Below are 17,701 nucleotides of genomic sequence, written 5' to 3' on the forward strand. Positions count from 1 at the left end.
CGCAAAGGCGGGCCGGAGCGCGCGCGGCCGGAGCGGTACGCGCCGGCCAGGTGCCGCGGCGTGAGACCGGCGGGTCACGGCTGGGCCGGGATGGCCGAGTTCGGGTCGGGTGGAAAGCGACATGCGCGATCAGGTGTCCGCCGGGGGGATGAGGTCCTGCCATCCGGGCGCGAGACGCGGCACGGCGGCGGGCATTGCGGCGATACAACTTCGGCTGGGTCGCTTTGTTCCGGAGCGCGCAAGGGGTCCAGGAAACCGGTCCGCTCAGAACAGCGAGAAATACTCCGTCTGCTCCCATTCGGAGACGGTCATCAGGTAGCGGTCCCACTCGGCGCGCTTGATGGTGGCGAGATAGCGGACGACGTCGTCGCCCAGCACGTCGCGGTAGAAGGCGCTCGCCTCGAACCGCTCGATGGCGGCGATCAGGCTCTTGGGCAGCGCGCGGGCCTCGCTGGTGTAGGGATTTTCGACCGGGGCCGGCGCGGCGAGCCCGTTCGTCACCCCGTCGAGACCGCACAGGATCTGGGAGGCGAAGAAGAGGTAGGGGTTGGCGGCCGGCTCGGCGACGCGGTTCTCGATGCGGCTCGCCTTGTCGCCGGGCGCCATCAGCGCGCGTATCATCGCGCCCTTGTTGTCGCGGCCCCACTGCACCCGGTCCGGCGCCAGGAGATTCGGCTGGTAGCGCTTGTAGCCGTTCACCGTCGGCGTGGTCAGCAGGCAGCTTTCCTCGGCATGGGCGAGAAGGCCGGCGATCCAGCCGCTGGCGGTGGGCGACAGGCTGCCGTCGTCGGAGGGGACAAACAAATTGTCGCCGGTCGTGGTGTCGACCACGGACTGGTGGAGATGCCAGCCGCTGGGCACGGCGTTGTCGAGCTTCGGCCGGCACATGAAGGTCGCGTGCAGTCCCTTGCGGCGGCAAACCTCCTTCACCATCGAGCGGAACATCACCATGGCGTCGGCATGGGCCAGCGGCGCAGCCGGCTCGAAGGTGAACTCGAACTGGCTCGGCCCGAACTCCGCCTCCATGGAGCGCACCGGCAGGCCCAGCCCCTGGGCGGCGCGGCGAAGGTCGTCCATGACGTCCTCGAGGATGTCGTAGCGGGATTCCGTCAGGTACTGGTAGCCGTGGGAAAGCAGGCTGGTGGACGGCGGGGCGGCCGGGATGCCGCTGTCGGCGTGGGCGAGGCGCTGGTCCTCGACCCTGAGGACGTAGAACTCCACCTCGAGCCCGCAGACGAGGGCCTTGCCGGTCTCCGCCAGCTTCGCCACCGCCCGCTTGAGGATCGAACGGGTGCAGAAGGGCAGCGGCGAGCCGTCCTTGTGGACCACGTCGCAGAGGATCGAGGCGGAGTGGGGCGACCACGGCAGCACCCGGAAGGTGGTGGGGTCGGGCACCATGGTCACGTCGCCGGCGCCGGTGAGCGTGCCGGTGCCGAAGCCGATGTCGTCGGCCCACACCGGAAACACCGTGCGGTGGGAGGTGTCCTTCAGGAGCAGGGTCGAGGTGATCGGCACGCCGTTGCGGAACGCCGAGGCAAGACCCGACGCGACGATCGCCTTGCCCCGCAGCACGCCGTGCTGGTCGACGAAGGCGAAGCGGATGGTTTCCAGCCCGCGCCGCTCGACCTCGTCGAGCACGGTGCGCGCGGCGTCGAAGCCGGCCGCGTCGAGGAGGCCGCATCGTCCCACCAGTCCGTCTTCCAGCGTCACCTTGCCGGAGCTCGACATGCGCATTCCTCAATGATTGGCAGTGGGCGGGGATTGGCCGTGAGCGGGGCGCACCCGCAGCCGGGGAGAACCGGGGAAAACCGGTCCCCCATCCGGACCTGCGCGATCGCGCGCCCTAAAGCGCGGCGCTCCAGTCGCAGCCGGCACGGCGGCCGGCTTCGGCCTGCAGCCACACTTCCTCCCACTCGTCGGTGAGGCCGATCGCGTCGATGGAGGCCGGGCCGCGGATCGCCTCGATGTCGCCCTCGCCGTACATGGGCAGACCGGACAACTCGCCCGCCTTCACCTTCTTGATGGCGTCGAGGAGGCGGCGCCGGTTGCGGCTGATGCCGACGTCCGTGCGGCCGAGATGCTCCTGGGTGCGGTCCTGCAGGCGGCCCATGGATTCCACCGCCCACTGGTCGTGGACGTTGATGTCGAGGCCCATGCCCGTATAGGTCAGGCTCTCCTGCTCGTCCGGGTTGTAGCCGTAGTTGTTGCGCTTGTTCTTCAGCGGCGCGTAGTCCGGCAGCCGGTGCTCCTTGAGCCGCTGCTCGCGCATCAGGTGCTTGTCCACCGGCTTTCCGAAGCTGGTGAACATGGCGTACCAGTAGCAGGTCTCGTCGTCGATCGGCACGTGCCACTGGGTGATGGTCATCTCGTTCGACATCGGGATGCAGATCGTCTCGGGGAAGATCTGGTTGGTCACCCGCACGTGGCTGCGGCCGCCGTCCATGTGGCGCAGCGCGATCAGCCGCAGACCGAACTCGGTCTCCTCCACCTTGATCTCCGGGCGCGGATATTCGCGCAGGAGCTGGGTCATCGGGATGTCGGTGTTGGCCGCCTTGTCGCGGAACTGCTTGCCGTAGCCTTCGTTCGGATCCTCGTCCTGCAGGAAGCGGTGCAGGAAGGAGGCGTGGGCCGGATCGATGCCGACCTCCATCGCCTGCAGCCAGTTGCACTCCCACAGGCCCTTGAAGGCGAAGACGTGGGTATCGGGGGCGGCGAAGCAGTCGAACTGCGGGAACGCCGGCGGCTCGCCTTCGCCCATGAAGGCGAAGATGATGCCGTTCTTCTCCACCACCGGGTAGGAGACGGTGCGGATGTTCTTGTACATCTGGCTGCCTTCCGGCTCGCCCGGCTGTTCCACGCACTGGCCGCTCGTGTCGAAGTGCCAGCCATGGAACGGGCAGCGCAGCCCGTTGTCCTCGCGCCGTCCGAAGCACAGGTCGACGCCCCGGTGCGGGCAGCGGCGGCCGATCAGGCCGAGCGCGCCGGAGTTGTCGCGGAACAGCACCAGCTCCTCGCCGAGCAGCGTCACCGGCACCACCGGGCGCGCGGAGACCAGCTCCTCGGCCAGCGCCGCCGGCTGCCAGTACTGCCGCAGCACCGCGCCCGCACCGGTGCCGGGACCGATCTGGCTCAGCAACTCGTTCTGCTCTTGGCTCATCATGGCGCGGCACTCCCTTTCAACGCGTAGCACGGCCCGGCGCGTGGCCGGGTGCAATCCTCGATCCCAGTATGGCACGGACGGCCAGTCGCGCCCGGTCCAGTCTGGGAACATTCCGAAGAATGCAAATTACGCCGGGATGCAGGGTGGGCGAAACCGATTTTCGAAGAGATCCGCGATTTTTCTCCCGCGCGCCGCGGCGGCGGGGCGTGTCAGAAAGGCGTTTGCCCGCAACGGCTTGCCGACGATCTGGCGCGAAGACCGGCACGGCCTGCCTGCAAGTTCAGCGGCGCCACGAGATGCAGATAAGGCGTTTGCAGCTTCCATAGGACAGTCCGGACGACGGCGAACCGGTCTCTAATCCCGAAACGCAGCCCGGATGGCCGCCTTCATCGCGCGGACCGGGGCGGTGTTCTCCGCGGAGCCGGCCGCGAGCACGAGCCGGGAGGGCGGAGGGGGGCCGAAGCCGTCTTCCTCGCCAAGCACCGCCAGGCCTTCGCCAACGGACGAGCGCCCCAGCAATCCGACACCGACGCCCGCTTCGACCGCCGCCAGAACGCCGGCGACGCTGTGGCTGGAGAAGACGATGCGGAACGGTAGGCCTCGCTCCCGAAGGGATGCCAGCGCCACATCCCGCCACCAGCAGGCATGGTCGAACAGGGCGACTGGCAACGGATCCATGCCGACCCAATTCCGGTGGGTCGATGCTGCCCAGACCGTCGGCTCTTCGGCCAGGAGTTCCTCTCCTGCCCTCGCTGTTTCGACCTCGTACACCGCGAGATCGAGGCGCCCCTTCGCCAGATCCTCCGGAAAGGACGTGCTGAGCGCGCACGTGACCTCCAGTTCGAGCTGCGGATGAGACCGGGCCATCGTGGCGATGATGCGGGCGAGCCGCGTGCGTCCACGGTCGTCGGGGATTCCCAGCCGAAGACGACCGCGCAGATCGCCGGGGGCGAGATCGCGCAGGGCGCCCTCGAGCCGGGCGGTCACGTCCCGTGCGACGGGAAGGAGGCGGCTGCCGGCTTCGGTGAGGGTGACGCCCCGGCCGTGCCGCTCGAACAGGGGGCGTCCCACCGTGGCCTCGAGCCTCTTGATCTGCAGGCTCGCGGCCGATTGGGACCTGAAGACCTGCGCGGCGCCTTCGGTGACGCTGCCGGCCTCGGCCACCGCCAGGAAGGTGCGCAGGAGATCACTCTCCAGATGAGCCATTGGGTTTTTCAATGCTTTCTATTCAAATTATCCGTTTCGATCATGACTCGGCGACGCCTATCCTTCAACCGACGAAGGAGACAAGGATGACCGACCGGCCCGGCCAGACGGCCGCCTCCAACTGGCGTTGCCGCGGTCTGCTCGTGCTGGCGGCGGGAGTGACGGGGATGGCCGTTGTCTGGCCGGACCACGCGTTGGGCGCGATGATTTTCGCGGTCGCGGGGGTGGTCGAGGTCGCTCCGCTGATCGTTCCGGGCATCCTGCTGGCCGCCTGGATCATCGCCAGCGGGGCCGATTCACGCATCGCCGGAGTGCTGGAGGGCAGAACGCTGTGGTCGGTGCTTGCCGCCTCGGCGGTGGGCGCGGTCACTCCGGTCTGCGGCGTGACTGTGCTGCCGCTGATGGCAGGTCTCCTGGCGGCCGGGGTCCCGCTTGCTCCGATCATGGCGTTCTGGCTCGCCTCGCCGATCACCGATCCGGCGATGCTGGCCGCGACGGCAGCCACGCTGGGGGTTGCCTTCGCCGTCGGGAAGACATTGGCGGCCATCGGGCTGGGCGTAGTCGGCGGTTTGACGACGGCGGTCTTTCGGGACCGGTCGTGGGCCAGGCGTCCGCTGCGCGACACTCGCCTGGCGCTCGCACTGAGCGCGTCGCGCTGCGCGGACGCCCGGCCGTTCGAGGCGCGCGTCTGGCGCGATGCCGATCGGCGCCGATCCTTCCGCGATCAGGCGATCGCGACCGGGAGGCTGATCCTGGTCTGTCTGATCCCCGCCTTCGCCGCTGAATATGTCCTCAACGCCGCTCTCGCTCCCGGGGCCTTGGCCGCCTATCTGGGCGCGGATCGCTGGTGGGCAATCCCGGCCGCCGTGTTCGTGGGCGCGCCCGCCTACCTCGACGGATATGCGGCCCTGCCGCTGGTTCGGGCGCTGCTCGACAGCGGCATGTCCAAAGGGGCAGCCATGGCGTTTCTGGTATCCGGGGGTGTGGTCAGCATCTGGGGCGCGATGGCCATCGTGCCGGTCCTGAAGACCACGCCGTTCCTGGTGTACCTTGCCCTCGCCGTGGCCGGCTCCCTCGCCGCCGGATACCTGTTCCAGTGGATCGGCTGACGGGGCACGCCGGTCCTACAGTTCGCCCCAGACGTCGCGGGCGACGGCGACGATGGTTTCCAGTTTGCGCCACTGGTCGTCCTCGGTGAGCACGTTGCCCTCCTCGGTGGAGGAGAAGCCGCACTGGGGGCTGAGGGCGAGCTGGTCGAGGGGCACGTGCTGCGCGGCTTCGTCGATCCGCCGCTTCAGGGCGTCGGGGGATTCCATGTCGCCGGTCTTCGACGTCACCAGCCCGAGCACGATGGTCTTGCCCTTCGGCGTGTGCCGCAGCGGCTCGAAGCCCCCGGCGCGGTCGGTGTCGTACTCCATGAAGTAGCCGTCGACGCCGATGCGGTTGAGGAGAACCTCGGCCACCGGCTCGTAGCCGCCGCTGGCGACGAAGGTGGAGCGGAAGTTGCCGCGGCAGAGGTGCATGGTGACGGTCATGTCGGACGGCCGGTCGGCGATCGCGCCGTTGATGAGGTCGGCGTAGACCTCGGGCAGCGCGTCGGGGTCCTCGCCGCGGGCGCGCACCTGGTCGCGCAGCGCCGGATCGCAGAGATAGGCGAGGTTGACCTCGTCGAGCTGCAGATAGCGGCAGCCGGCTTCGTAGAAGGCGGCGACCATCGCCGCGTAGGCGGCCGCGAGATCGCGGTAGAAGTCGGCCATGTCGGGATAGGCTTCGGCGGAGATCGCCTCGCGGCCGTAGCGGAAGTGCAGCGAGCTGGGGCTCGGGATGGTCATCTTCGGGGTGACGGTGGTCGTTTGCTTCAGAAAGCGGAAGTGGTCGAGCATCGGGTGGTCGAGCGCCGGGCCGATCCGGCCCACCGTGCGCAGCAGCACGGGCTTGGGCTGCGGGCCCTGGAACTTCACCTTGCGCTCGCCCTCGTAGGATTCCACGCCTTCGAGCTGCTCCAGGAAGTCGATCTGCCAGAAGGCGCGGCGGAATTCGCCGTCGGTGGCGGCCTTCAGGCCGATCGCCTCCTGTCTGGCGACGACCGACCGGATCGCCTCGTCCTCGACGGCGCGCAGCTCGTCGGCGCCGATCGCGCCGGCCGCGCGCCGGGCCCGCGCCTCCTTCACCGCCTGCGGCCGCAGCAGGCTGCCGACGTGGTCGGCGCGAAACGGCGGGGTCGATCCTGGCATCTGGCGTTCTCCCTTGGGTGTCCCGTCCAGGGCCGGTGGGCGGCCCGGCGGAACCCTCTCGCTGTCGGTCTTGCGGGCCGCGCGGCCGGTGGGGCCGGCGGACCGTCTTTCTGTGTAGCTTCATCGGAGCGGGGCCGTCAGCCGGCCGGAGCAACCGATTTTCGATGGCAGCGCGAGAGGAATTGTTCGCCTCGCGAGCGTCCAGAGCGCGCGCCCGCCGGTGGCTCCCAAGCCTACGCTTTGACTGCCATACCGCTTTTGTCTTGGACCCTCGCCCGCCGGGATCCCTAGCATCCGACATCGCTTCGAACGGCCTGACGCGAAAACCAACAACAGCGGCCGCTCGGGATCAGGGGAGGAGACGACCATCGTGCCGCTGCATTGCCGCAGAGCGCCGGACCGTGCCGGCCGGGCCGCCCACCGGCGGAACCGGGCGACCGCATGAGCGATCCGGCACGGGCAGGGGAGGCCGCCGTCCTGACGGTCGAGGGCGTCGGCAAGGCGTTTCCGACGGCCGACGGCACGCTGAGGGCGGTCGAGGAGATGTCGTTCTCCGTCGGCAAGGGCGAGTTCGTCACGGTGATCGGCCCGTCGGGCTGCGGAAAGTCGACGCTGTTCGCGATGATCGGCGGGCTGACCGAGCCGAGCGAGGGGACGGTGTCGATCGGCGGCGAGCGGGTGAGCGGCCCGCATCCGGCGATCAGCATGGTGTTCCAGGAGGAATCGACCTTTCCCTGGCGGACGGTCACCGACAACGTGGCGTTTCCCCTCGAGATCGCCGGCAAGCCGAAGGCCGAGCGCCACCAGATGGCGCAGCGCTTCATCCGGCTCGTCGGGCTCGCCGGCTTCGAGAGGAGCTATCCCGCGCAACTCTCCGGCGGCATGCGCCAGCGCGTGGCGATCGCCCGGGCGCTCGCCTCCGAGCCGCGGCTCCTGCTGATGGACGAGCCGTTCGCGGCGCTGGACGAGCAGACCCGGCTGCTGCTCGGCGACAAGGTGCTGCAGGTGCAGCAGGAGCTCGGCCAGACGATCCTGCTGATCACCCACAACATCACCGAGGCGGTGCAACTTTCCGACCGGATCTTGGTGATGAGCTACCGGCCAGGCCGCATCAAGCGGGTGATCGACATCGACCTGCCGCGCCCGCGCACCTCCGAGATCGTCTCCAGCGACGCGTTCGGCCGCTACGTCGCCTCGATCTGGAGCGACCTGCGCGAGGAGGCGAGCCGCGGCATGGAGGCGGAAGACCATCCGGGCGGTGCCGGATGAGCGCGTTCGCGATGTCCCGGTATCTGCCGGCGCTGGTCCGGATCGGGGTGGTGGTCGCGTTCTTCGCCGGCGTGGAGGCGGCCATCGAGGCGGGCTGGATCAGCCGCTACGTGGTGCCGCTGCCGTCGGAGATCTTCCTGGCGCTCTACCGGGTCGTGGCGGAGGAAAACGTGCTGACCTATTTCGCGATCACCGTGGCGGAATCGCTCGCGGCCTTCGCCGGGCTGGTGCTGATCGGCGTCCCGTTCGGCGTGCTGCTGGCGCGGCGGCCGGTGCTGCGCGCGGCGTGGGGCGACTGGGTGGCGGGGCTGGCCGCGGCGCCGATGGTGCTGCTCTATCCGCTGTTCCTGGTGATCTTCGGCCGCAGCCCGGTGACCATCGTGATGATCGGCCTGGTCACCGGCCTGCCGCCGGTGGTGATGAAGACGGTGGAGGGGCTCGGCGGCGTGCGCCGGGTGCTGCTCGACGTCGGCCGCAGCTTCAACCTCTCCGAATGGCAGCAGTTCTGGAAGATCGCGCTGCCGGCGGCGCTGCCGTCGATCTTCCTGGGGCTCCGGCTCGGCCTGATCTACGCGATGATCACCGTGGTGGCGGTGGAGTATCTGATCAATCTCGGCGGGCTCGGCAACCTCGTCGGCGAACTCGCCGAGCGCTACGACCTGGCGGCCACCTACGCGGCGGTGTGCTTCGTCATCGCGGTCAGCGTCCTGATCTTCGCAGCGGTGGAAAGGCTCGAGAGATGGCTCAGGCTGTCGGTGTGACGCGGCGCCCCGCCGCCGACCGGATCGACCGGGTCACGCTCGTGCGGGTGGCGACCATCGTCGTGCTGCTGGTGCTGTGGGAGGCGCTGGCGCGCTCGGGGCTGCTCTACAAGGACGTGGTGCCGACGGTGGGCGCCATCGCCGGCGGTATCTGGGGGATCGTCAGCGACCCGCGCTTTTACGCCAACCTGCAGGTGACGCTGTTCGAGATCGTCGCCTCGGTTCTGCTCGGAACGGTCCTCGGCGTGGTCTGCGGCATCGCCATCGGCGGCAGCGAGTTCGTCGGCCGGGTGTTCGAGCCGCTGGTTCACTATCTGGCACCGACGCCGAAGATCATCTTCTTTCCGCTGCTGATCATGTGGTTCGGCATCGGCGAGGGCTCGAAGATCGGCATGGGCACGATCTCGTCGTTCTTTCCCATCGTGCTGTCGGTGGCGTCCGGCATGCGCCACATCGATCCGGTGCTGGTGCGGGTGGGGCGCAGCTTCCGCGCCAATCCGCTGCAGATGGCCACCAAGATCTACCTGCCGGCGATGCGCGATCCGATGATCAACGGCATCCGGCTGGCCTTCGGCGTCTCGGTGATCGGCGTGCTGCTGGCCGAGACGAAGTTCGCCCGCGACGGGCTCGGCTTCATGATCACGCGCTTCTACCAGCAGTTCGACATGCCGGCCATGTACGGGCTGGTCATCATCATCTTCGCCTTCGCCATCGCGGTGAATTCGCTGCTTGGCCGGCTGAGCCGCAGCCCGGCCCCGTGACGGCGCAGAGGCGCAGACCTTACCGGCGGACGGCACCGCCGGATCGCAACCCCGGCGCAACGATGCCGGGGACCATCTGAGGGAGGATCACATGACGACACCCGTGAAGGCCGCGCTCGTCGCGGCGCTCATGCTCGGCGGCATCGGCGCCGCCGGCGCGCAGGACCTGGAGAAGGTCACCGTCGCCATCGGACAGGGCGGCAAGTGGGACGCATCGCTGCCCCAGCTCGGGCTCGACCAGGGCATCTTCAAGAAGCACGGCCTGGATCTGGACATCCTCTACACCCAGGGCGGCGGCGAGACCCAGCAGATCGTCATCTCCGGCTCCGCCGACATCGGCATCGCCGTGGGCACCCAGGGCGCCTTGGGCGCCTACGGCAAGGGCGCTCCGATCCGCATCATCGGCTCGGCGGCGAACGGCGACGACGCGTTCTACTACGTGAAGGCCGACAGCCCGATCAACTCCATGCAGGACCTGGACGGCGAGACGCTGGCCTATTCGCGCAACGGCTCGTCGACCCACTCGTTCGCGCTGGGCTTCGTCAACCTGCTCGACGTGAAGGCCGAGCCGGTGGCCACCGGCGGTCCGCCGTCGACGCTCACCTCGGTGATGTCCGACCAGGTTGACGTCGGCTGGTCGGCGCCGCCGTTCGGTCTGAAGCAGCTCAACGAGGGGCAGATCAAGATCATCGCCACCTCGGCCGACCTGCCGAGCGTCAAGGACCACACGGTCCGGCTGATCATCACCAACCTGCAGACGCTGGAAGAGCGCCCGGAGGTGGTCGAGAAGTTCATGCAGGGCTACCGGGACACGGTGGAGTGGGCCTATTCCGGCGACGAGGCGCTGGAGGCCTACGCCAAGCTCGCCGACGTCGACCTCGCCGTGGCACGGCGGGTGCGCGACGAGTTCGACACCCGCGAGTACATCGACCCAGACGTGATGCTGGGCGTCGACGACCTGATGAAGGAAGCGGTCGAGTTCAAGTATCTCGACAAGCCGCTGACCGACGAGCAACTGAACGAGCTGATCATGATCAAGGGCTGGAAGAAATAGGCTGATCCTACCAGTCGGACCAGACGAGAGACCCGCGACCGGCACCCCGGTCGCGGGTTTTTTTTGTCTGGAGGCGGGCTCAGTCCTTGCTGTCGAGCGCCGCCTGGAAGGCGGGCGTGTAGCCGGTCGCCACGTGCACGTCGACGACGGCGACGCCGCCGGCCTTCGTCGCCGCCGCCGCCGAGGCGAGGCTTTCCTTCAGCTCCGCCATGGTGCGGACCGGGCCGAAGGCCTCGGCGCCCTGGGCGGCGGCGAGGGCCGCCAGGTCGAGGTCGGGATCGCTCATGCGCTGGCCGATCCACTTGTTCTCCGGAGGGCGTCCGCGCTGGTTGGCGACGCGCTCCTGGTGGACCTCGTCGTTGTAAAAGGAGCGGTTGTTGACGACCACGATGAGCAGCGGCAGCCGGTAGTGGCAGGCCGTCCAGATCGACGTCAGCCCCATCAGGAAATCGCCGTCGCCGCAGATGCCGACGACCAACGTGTCGGCGTCCTTCAGCGCCAGGGCGGCGCCCACCGTCACGCCGGGGCCGGCACCGACGCCGCCGCCGCCGTCGGAGCCGAGGAAGTCGAGCGGATGGCGGAGCGGCCAGTAGGCGCCGTCCCAGGAGAGCGGCAGGTGGGAGAGGCTGACACGCTCGCCGGCCAGCGCCTGCCGGAGCGCTGCCGCCACATGGGCGACGGTGGGCTCGTCGACGGCCTCGGGCAGGGGCTCGCCTGGCTCGACCGGCGGCTGGGGAAGCGGACCGGCGGCGGGGAGCGCGATGCCGAGGGCGGCGCAGAGGTCCGGCACCACGGTGTCGGGGCCGGCGGCGATCATCAGGTCGGCCGGCGGCAGCGCCTGGTAGTCCATGCTCCAGCCGTTGTGGACCTGATGATCGGGCGAGATCTGGATGATCTTCGCGGCCGGCCGCTCGGCCTCAAAGATCTTGGCGAAGGTGCCGTCGAGGTCGGTCCAGTCGAAGCTGACGATCAGGTCGGCGTCGCGGACGACGCGGGCCGCGTCGGCGGACGGATAGACCCCCGGCGCACCGGCGTGCAGCGGATGGTCGGTGGGGAACGCCGCGCCGACCTTGAGGTCGGTGAGGACGCGGGCGCCGAGCGCTTCGGCGAGCGCCACCCGCGCCCGCCACGCGTCGGGGTCGCGGGTCACCCGTCCCATCAGGAAGACGGGAGAGGTTGCGGCCTTCAGAAGCGCGGCGGCATCGGCGATCGCCCGGGTGCCGGCGCCGGTCGCGGTCGCCGGCATCAGCCGCGCGAAGTCCGGGAGGACGATGGGCGCGTCGAGCACGCTCTCCTGCATGCCGGCCTCGAGGTTCACGTAGACCGGTCCCTGGGGAACGGTTTCGGCCAGCCATTTGGCGCGGGCAAACGATTCAGGCACCGCCGCTGGCGAGGCCGGCTGGTCGTCCCATTTGGTGTAGTCGCGCACCAGCGCGCCCTGGTCGCGGGCGGTGTGGATCCATTCGATCCACGGCCGGCGGCGGGTCGCGTCGAGCGGCCCGGTCGCCCCGATGACCAGCACCGGCATGCGGTCGCACCAGGCGTTGAAGATGGCCATCGTCGCGTGCATGAGGCCGACGTTGGAATGCACGGCCGCCGCCATCGCCTTGCCGGTGACCTTGGCGTAGCCATGAGCGATCGCAACGGCATGCTCCTCGTGCAGGCACAGGAGCATGCGCGGCGCCCGGTTGCCGAGGAAGTTGACGAGACTGTCGTGGAAGCCGCGGTAGCTCGCCCCGGGATTGAGGGCGATGTAGGGGATGTCGAGGGCGTTGAGGCAGAGGGCGGCGACGTCGGAGCCGAACTGGACACGGTTGGGCCGGTCGCCGACGGGCGTCTCGATCGCGTCCATCGGGTCGCGCGCGTCGTCGTCTTGTGCCATCTCGTCTCCGCTTCCGCCGGAGCCGACTGCGCCCCGGCGGGCGCGGACGTCCGGCGTCTGTTTGGGCGTTCGCTGAGGCTGATTATCGCCCCCGGGCGAGCCGGGCTTCATCCATTTTCGCTATCGCTTGCCAAAGACGATCATTTTGGACCGCGGACGCGCCCGGTCCCTACGATCCGGGCATCCTTGGCGGCGGTGTCCTTCGGCCGCCGAATGCAGCTCCTTCCACGAGGCGGATGGGTATGACGGTGCCGACCACGCTCCCTGGGACTTCGGCCCCATCGGCCGCCGCCCTCGCGGCCTTCCCAGAATGACGGACCTGCGCCTGTCCGTGGCGGTCGGCGACTACGACCGCGTGCGGCCGCTGTTCGACGGCGACGTCCAGATCGACGGCGTCGATCCCGTCTACCTGCGGCTGGAGCCGGAGGAGATCTTCTTCCGCGCCTTCCGTCACACCGAGTTCGACATCTGCGAGCTGTCGCTGAGTTCCTTCACCGTGAAGACGGCGCTGGGCGACAGCGCCTACGTGGGCATGCCGGTGTTCCCCTCGCGCGCCTTCCGCCACTCCTCGATCTACGTGCGCACCGACCGGGGGATCGACACGCCGGCCGACCTGAAGGGCCGCCGGATCGGGCTGGCGGAATACCAGCTCACCGCCAACGTCTGGGCGCGCGCGCTGCTGGAGGACGAGTACGGGGTGGCGCCGCGCGACATCGAGTGGGTGCGCGGCGGCATCGAGCAGCCGGGCCGCACCGAGAAGATCGTGCTCGACCTGCCGGACGACGTGCGGGTTTCGCCGATCGGCGAAGGGGAGACGCTGTCGGGCCTGCTCGCGCGCGGCGAGATCGACGGGCTGATCGGGCCGCGTGTGCCGTCCTGTTTCGGGCCGAAGAACAATGTCGGCTGGCTGTTTCAAAGCCCCCGCGCGGCGGCCACGGACTACTATCGCCGCACCGGAATCTTTCCGGTGATGCATCTGCTCGGCATCCGCCGGGAGCTGGTCGAGCGGCACCCCTGGCTGCCCGCCACCGTCATGAAGGCGTTCGAGGCGGCGAAGCGGGTGTGCACGGCGCGGCTCGCCGACACTTCGGCGACGAAGGTGATGCTGCCCTTCGTGGAGGAGGCGCTGCAGGACGCCCGCGGCCTGATGGGCGAGGACTTCTGGTCGTACGGATTCGCCCCGAACCGGGTGATGCTGGAGACCTTCCTGACCCACCATCACGCCCAGGGGCTGTCGCCACGCCTGGTCGTGCCGGAAGAGCTGTTTCACCCAAGCGCACTGGAGGCGGTGCGGATCTGAGCTTTCCGGGTCGCGCGGCTGTGCAGCAAGCACATCGGCGCTATCGGCGGGCCATGGAACACGATAGCGTGGGTGCAAACGCGCGGGAGATACCGCGCATAAATTGCGCGCGGACGTCTCCGTGCCGACCATGGCGGAATTCATGAAAATCAGATCGACTTCCCGGCCGGCCTCCCGGACGCGTCGCAGCACCCTCGCCGTGATTGGCCTGAGCGCCACCTGCCTGACGCCGGTTGCTCACGCCGCCGATGTGATCGTCTCGCTGCCGACGTCCTTCCAGACGCTCAATTTCGGCACCACCGGCACGTTCCTCACCGGCATCCGCGGCGACAACGTCGTCGGCAACTACACCATTCCGTCGAGCGGCCAGACCGGCGGTCTCCTGTACAACATGACCAGCCAGACCTGGTCGGCCTTCCCGGAAGCGACGGCCAACGGCTCGAACTTTCCCGGCGCCATCGGCTCCTCTCCGTACGGGCCGAACTTCGGCAATCCGGGCGGCATCCTGCGGGCGGTCGGCAGCTACAAGACGGCGGCCTCCAACCCCTACGATCTGAGCTACCTGTATGACGGCGCATCGGCGCCGGGACAGGAACTCACGACGCTGGTCTATCCCGGCTCCGACACGCTCTTCACCATCGCCCACTCGACGTTCGGCAATCAGCTCGTCGGCAACTACGACACCCGGCTCGCGACCGGCAACGCCTTCATCTACAACATCGATACCGGCACCTACACCACCAACAACATTCCCGGCGCCGTCAGCACGACGGCCTACGGCATCTACGGCGACAAGATCGCCGGCGGCTACGGCGAGTTGAAGGTCGACGGCGTCATCCACGCCGAGCACGGCTACATCTACGACCAGACCACCGGCACCTACACGACCTATGACCACCCGGGCGCCGTCGCGACCCACTTCGAGGGCATCACCGGCGCCGGCCGCTCCGGCGAGTACAACCTGGTCGCCAACTGGGTGACCGCCGACGGCAAGGTGCATCCGGCGGTGATGCATGTCGACGCGCTGGGCATCGCGACCTGGTACGAGATCAACATTCCGGGCGCGGTGGTGTCGTCCAACTCCGCCTACGGCGACAACGTCGTCGGCATCTATGTCGACTCCACCGGCATCAACGGCTACCTCGCCACCATCCCGGGCATCTACAACCCGATCCGCAACGCCGCCACGCTGACCTCAAGCGCCGTCGATTCGGCGATCCTCAGCGGCCGCAAGGGCGACGACATCATCAACACCGGTACCGTTCAGGCGAGCGGCAACGGCGGCATCGGCATGCGCGGCGAGACCTACGGCGTGCTGACCAACAGGGGCACCGTCACGGCCACCGGCGTTGCCGGCGCCGCGGTGGACATGCACGGCCTCTACGGCACGCTGCTGAACTACGGCACCCTGCAGGCGCCCGCCGTCGCCGATGCCCTGCGCACCGGTGCCGATGCCGTCGGCACGGTGATCGTCAACATGGGCGTCATCGACGGCCGGATCGCGGCCACGGCCGGCCCGGGCAAGCGGTTCGAGAACAGCGGCTGGCTCGGGGTCAGCGGGACGGGCGTTCCGATCACCCATCTCTTCAGCGGCAAGTTCGTGCAGACTTCGGTCGGCACGTACGCGATGCGGGTGACGGATCAGGGCAACGATGCGTTCGAGATCACCGGCACGGCCCGCCTTGCCGGTACGCTGTCGGCCTCCTTCCAGACCTCGAACATTGCTCCGAACTACACCGTCATCAAGGCGACGCAGGGAGTTACCGGCGCGTTCGACACGCTCGCCGTCAGCGGTCTGCCGGCCCTCTACAGCACGACGCTCACCTATGCGCCGACCGAAGTGAGCCTGAAAGTCGCCGCCAACCTCGCGGGACAGTCGGGCACCACGTCGAACCAGCAGGCGGTCGGTGCCGTCATCGACAGTGTCATCAACTCGACCAGCGGTCCCTATCTGGCGAGCCTGCCTTCGGACCTGTCCGCGTTCTACAACCTGACCTCCGGCGAGCTCTCCGGTGCGCTCAACGCGCTGACCGGTGAGGCCCATGCCAGTGCCCAGACGGTGATGATCGGCGACAGCCAGTACAGCCGTCAGGCCCTGCTCGGACGCCTGCGCCAGGGCGAATACGTCAACCGGGCGGATCCGACCTCCGCGCTCGGCTATGGCGGCCCGGCGCTTGCCTACGGCACCCCGGCCGATGCCTCGGCCGCCCCCTTCCCGACCGACACGCCGGCGCCGGCCCCTTCGGCTTTCAACGGGACGGTCTGGGCGCAGGCCTATGGCGGCTGGGCCACCTATGACGGTGGCTCGACCAATGCCAACGTCGATTCCAACATCGCCGGCTTCATCGCCGGCGTGGACATGAAGGTCGCCAACTGGATGTTCGGTGCGGCGGGTGGCTACAGCCAGTCGAACTCCGACATCGATACGCTGGCGAGCTCGGCCGACATCGACAGCGCGCTTATTGCGCTTTATGGCGGCACCAGCGCCGGGCCGGTGAACCTGCGCTTCGGCGCCAGCTACGCCTTCAACCAGATCGAGACCTCGCGCTCGCTCGCCTTCCGCGGCCACTCCGGCCAGGCGGAGGCCGACTACAACGGCGGCACCGCCCAGGTGTTCGCCGAGGCGGGCTACGGCTTCGCCATGCAGCAGGTGGCGTTCGAACCCTTCGTCGGACTCTCCTACGTGCATCTGAACACCGACAGCTTCACCGAAACCGGTGCCGCCAACGGCCTGTCGGGCGCCTCCAGCTCGGCCGGTGTCGGCTACACGTCGGTCGGTGTCCGGGTGGCAACGACGATGGCGCTCTCCGGCGGCATGTCGCTGAAGCCGCACGCTTCGGTCGCCTGGCAGTATGCCTTCGGCGACACCACACCGGAGACGCAGATGGCGCTTCTGAGCGTTCCGAGCGCCAACTTCACGGTGTCCGGCGTGCCGGTGGCGGAAAACACCGCTCTGATCGAAATCGGTACCGATCTCGCCATCAACGAGCGGGCGAGCCTCGGCGCGTCCTACGTCGGCCAGTTCGGCGACAGCGTGGCCGTGAACGCCGTGCAGGCGAAGTTCACCTGGCGCTTCTGAGCGATCCCCGCCGCCTGCCGTATCGGCGGGCGGCGGATTTTCAGCCCTCGGCGCGTTCGGCGAGGTGCTCCAGATCGACGGCGAGCTGCTTCACCACCGAGCGCATCAGCTTCATGATGCCGTCCTCGTTGAGGAACGCGGCGCGGCCGAGGGGGCGCGCCAGGTAGAGGGTGCGCTTCAGCACCGGATCGCTGATCCGCCGGGCGGCGAGCAGGCCCGAGGCAATCTCCTCGGCGACGGTGCCGTAGGGCAGGATGCTGGCCGCAAGCCCCTCCTGCACCACCTGCCGGGTCGCCTGCAGGGACTGCACCTCGTAGTCGACCTTCACCGACAGCCCGCGCTCCAGGGCGGCACGCTCGACCAGCCGGCGAATCGGGTCGCGCCCGTGCGCCAGCACCAGCTCCATGGCGGTCACGTCGGCGAACGCGACGGTCTTGGCCGCCGGCGCCTGGTCCGGCCGGGTCACCAGCAGCAGTTCCTCCACCATCACCGGCGTGCCGGTGACCGACGGCAGGTCGGGGGAGAGCTCGTAGGTGAAGGCGAGATCGATCTCGCCGCGCTGCAGGCCGCCCTCCAGCACGATGCTGGGCTCCTCGACGAGGCTGAGGAACACGCCCGGGAGGTCGCGGCGGGCGGCGGTCAGGATGGCCGATCCGACGAGGCGCATGATGGAGTGGGTGACGCCGACCGTCAGCGTTTCGCGCCGGTCCTGGCCGAAGGTCTTCAGCTCCGCCTCGGCCTCTTCCATCAGCCGCAGGACGACGCCGGCGCGGTCGTAGAGCAGCTGCCCGGCCGGGGTGACCGAGACGCCGCGCGAATGGCGCTCGAACAGCGGCGTGCCGAGCAGGTCCTCCAGCTGGCGGATCTGGATGCCGAGCGCCGGCTGGGCGACGTGCAGCAGCGCCGCGGCCTTGGTCATGTTGCCGACCTCGACCACTTTGACGAAATAGCGCAGCTGACGGTCGTTGATGGGCATCGGCGGGTTCGGCTCCGGC

13 protein-coding genes are annotated in these 17,701 nt (G+C 68.9%); 7 read left to right on the plus strand and 6 right to left on the minus strand.

Translation table 11 applies throughout. The annotated features are described in order from the left end of the window. Window positions 1-264: 264 nt before the first annotated feature. The 3 genes from ACSSVZ_RS01625 to ACSSVZ_RS01635 all read right to left on the minus strand — a co-directional run bounded on the left by ACSSVZ_RS01625 (window position 265) and on the right by ACSSVZ_RS01635 (window position 4,366). Window positions 265-1,728: a glutamine synthetase family protein gene (locus tag ACSSVZ_RS01625; RefSeq protein ID WP_453967848.1), complete on the minus strand. Its 1,464-nt coding sequence runs from the start codon at window positions 1,726-1,728 to the stop codon at window positions 265-267. A gap of 115 nt (window positions 1,729-1,843) precedes the next feature. Continuing rightward, entirely contained in the window at window positions 1,844-3,160 is a 1,317-nt protein-coding gene (locus tag ACSSVZ_RS01630; protein WP_453967849.1) for a Rieske 2Fe-2S domain-containing protein, read from the minus strand. 354 nt (window positions 3,161-3,514) lie between these two features. Beyond that, window positions 3,515-4,366, minus strand: a complete 852-nt coding sequence (locus ACSSVZ_RS01635; protein ID WP_453967850.1) for a LysR substrate-binding domain-containing protein — start codon at window positions 4,364-4,366, stop codon at window positions 3,515-3,517. 86 nt (window positions 4,367-4,452) lie between these two features. On the opposite strand from ACSSVZ_RS01635, the gene ACSSVZ_RS01640 reads away from it, so the two are divergent. Continuing rightward, the gene (locus ACSSVZ_RS01640) at window positions 4,453-5,475 is read left to right on the plus strand and encodes a permease (RefSeq protein WP_453967851.1); all 1,023 of its coding nucleotides are present in this window, start codon (window positions 4,453-4,455) and stop codon (window positions 5,473-5,475) included. Between the two features lie 15 nt (window positions 5,476-5,490). Here ACSSVZ_RS01640 and ACSSVZ_RS01645 read toward each other — a convergent pair whose 3' ends face one another. Further along, on the minus strand, window positions 5,491-6,600 hold the full coding sequence (locus ACSSVZ_RS01645) for a 5-methyltetrahydropteroyltriglutamate--homocysteine S-methyltransferase (protein ID WP_453967852.1): 1,110 nt from the start codon (window positions 6,598-6,600) through the stop codon (window positions 5,491-5,493). Between the two features lie 441 nt (window positions 6,601-7,041). On the opposite strand from ACSSVZ_RS01645, the gene ACSSVZ_RS01650 reads away from it, so the two are divergent. The 4 genes from ACSSVZ_RS01650 to ACSSVZ_RS01665 all read left to right on the plus strand — a co-directional run bounded on the left by ACSSVZ_RS01650 (window position 7,042) and on the right by ACSSVZ_RS01665 (window position 10,445). Next, window positions 7,042-7,869 (plus strand): ABC transporter ATP-binding protein, encoded by an 828-nt coding sequence (locus ACSSVZ_RS01650; RefSeq protein WP_453967853.1) that lies wholly within the window; start codon window positions 7,042-7,044, stop codon window positions 7,867-7,869. Next, complete coding sequence (locus ACSSVZ_RS01655; RefSeq protein ID WP_453967854.1) at window positions 7,866-8,630, plus strand: ABC transporter permease; 765 nt, start codon at window positions 7,866-7,868, stop codon at window positions 8,628-8,630. The genes ACSSVZ_RS01650 and ACSSVZ_RS01655 overlap by 4 nt, the downstream gene beginning before the upstream one ends. After that, the gene (locus ACSSVZ_RS01660; RefSeq protein ID WP_453967855.1) at window positions 8,609-9,391 is read left to right on the plus strand and encodes an ABC transporter permease; all 783 of its coding nucleotides are present in this window, start codon (window positions 8,609-8,611) and stop codon (window positions 9,389-9,391) included. Before ACSSVZ_RS01655 ends, ACSSVZ_RS01660 begins: the two co-directional genes overlap by 22 nt. 91 nt (window positions 9,392-9,482) lie before the next feature. After that, complete coding sequence (locus ACSSVZ_RS01665) at window positions 9,483-10,445, plus strand: ABC transporter substrate-binding protein (protein ID WP_453967856.1); 963 nt, start codon at window positions 9,483-9,485, stop codon at window positions 10,443-10,445. 79 nt (window positions 10,446-10,524) lie between these two features. Here the strand turns inward: ACSSVZ_RS01665 and ACSSVZ_RS01670 are convergent, their stop codons facing one another. Then, window positions 10,525-12,327 carry a thiamine pyrophosphate-binding protein gene (locus ACSSVZ_RS01670; protein WP_453967857.1) on the minus strand — a complete coding sequence of 601 codons (1,803 nt, stop codon included), beginning with the start codon at window positions 12,325-12,327 and terminating at the stop codon, window positions 10,525-10,527. 310 nt (window positions 12,328-12,637) lie between these two features. On the opposite strand from ACSSVZ_RS01670, the gene ACSSVZ_RS01675 reads away from it, so the two are divergent. Together ACSSVZ_RS01675 and ACSSVZ_RS01680 are read left to right on the plus strand one after the other, a co-directional pair. Then, complete coding sequence (locus ACSSVZ_RS01675; RefSeq protein ID WP_453967858.1) at window positions 12,638-13,627, plus strand: ABC transporter substrate-binding protein; 990 nt, start codon at window positions 12,638-12,640, stop codon at window positions 13,625-13,627. A 199-nt stretch (window positions 13,628-13,826) separates the two neighbouring features. Further along, on the plus strand, window positions 13,827-16,706 hold the full coding sequence (locus ACSSVZ_RS01680; RefSeq protein ID WP_453967859.1) for an autotransporter outer membrane beta-barrel domain-containing protein: 2,880 nt from the start codon (window positions 13,827-13,829) through the stop codon (window positions 16,704-16,706). Window positions 16,707-16,746: 40 nt separating this feature from the next. On the opposite strand, the gene ACSSVZ_RS01685 is transcribed toward ACSSVZ_RS01680, so the two are convergent. After that, a complete protein-coding gene (locus ACSSVZ_RS01685) occupies window positions 16,747-17,682 on the minus strand; it encodes a LysR family transcriptional regulator (RefSeq protein ID WP_453967860.1) in 936 nt (311 codons plus the stop codon). Between the last annotated feature and the right edge of the window lie 19 nt (window positions 17,683-17,701).

This window comes from Amorphus sp. MBR-141 (assembly GCF_053628695.1).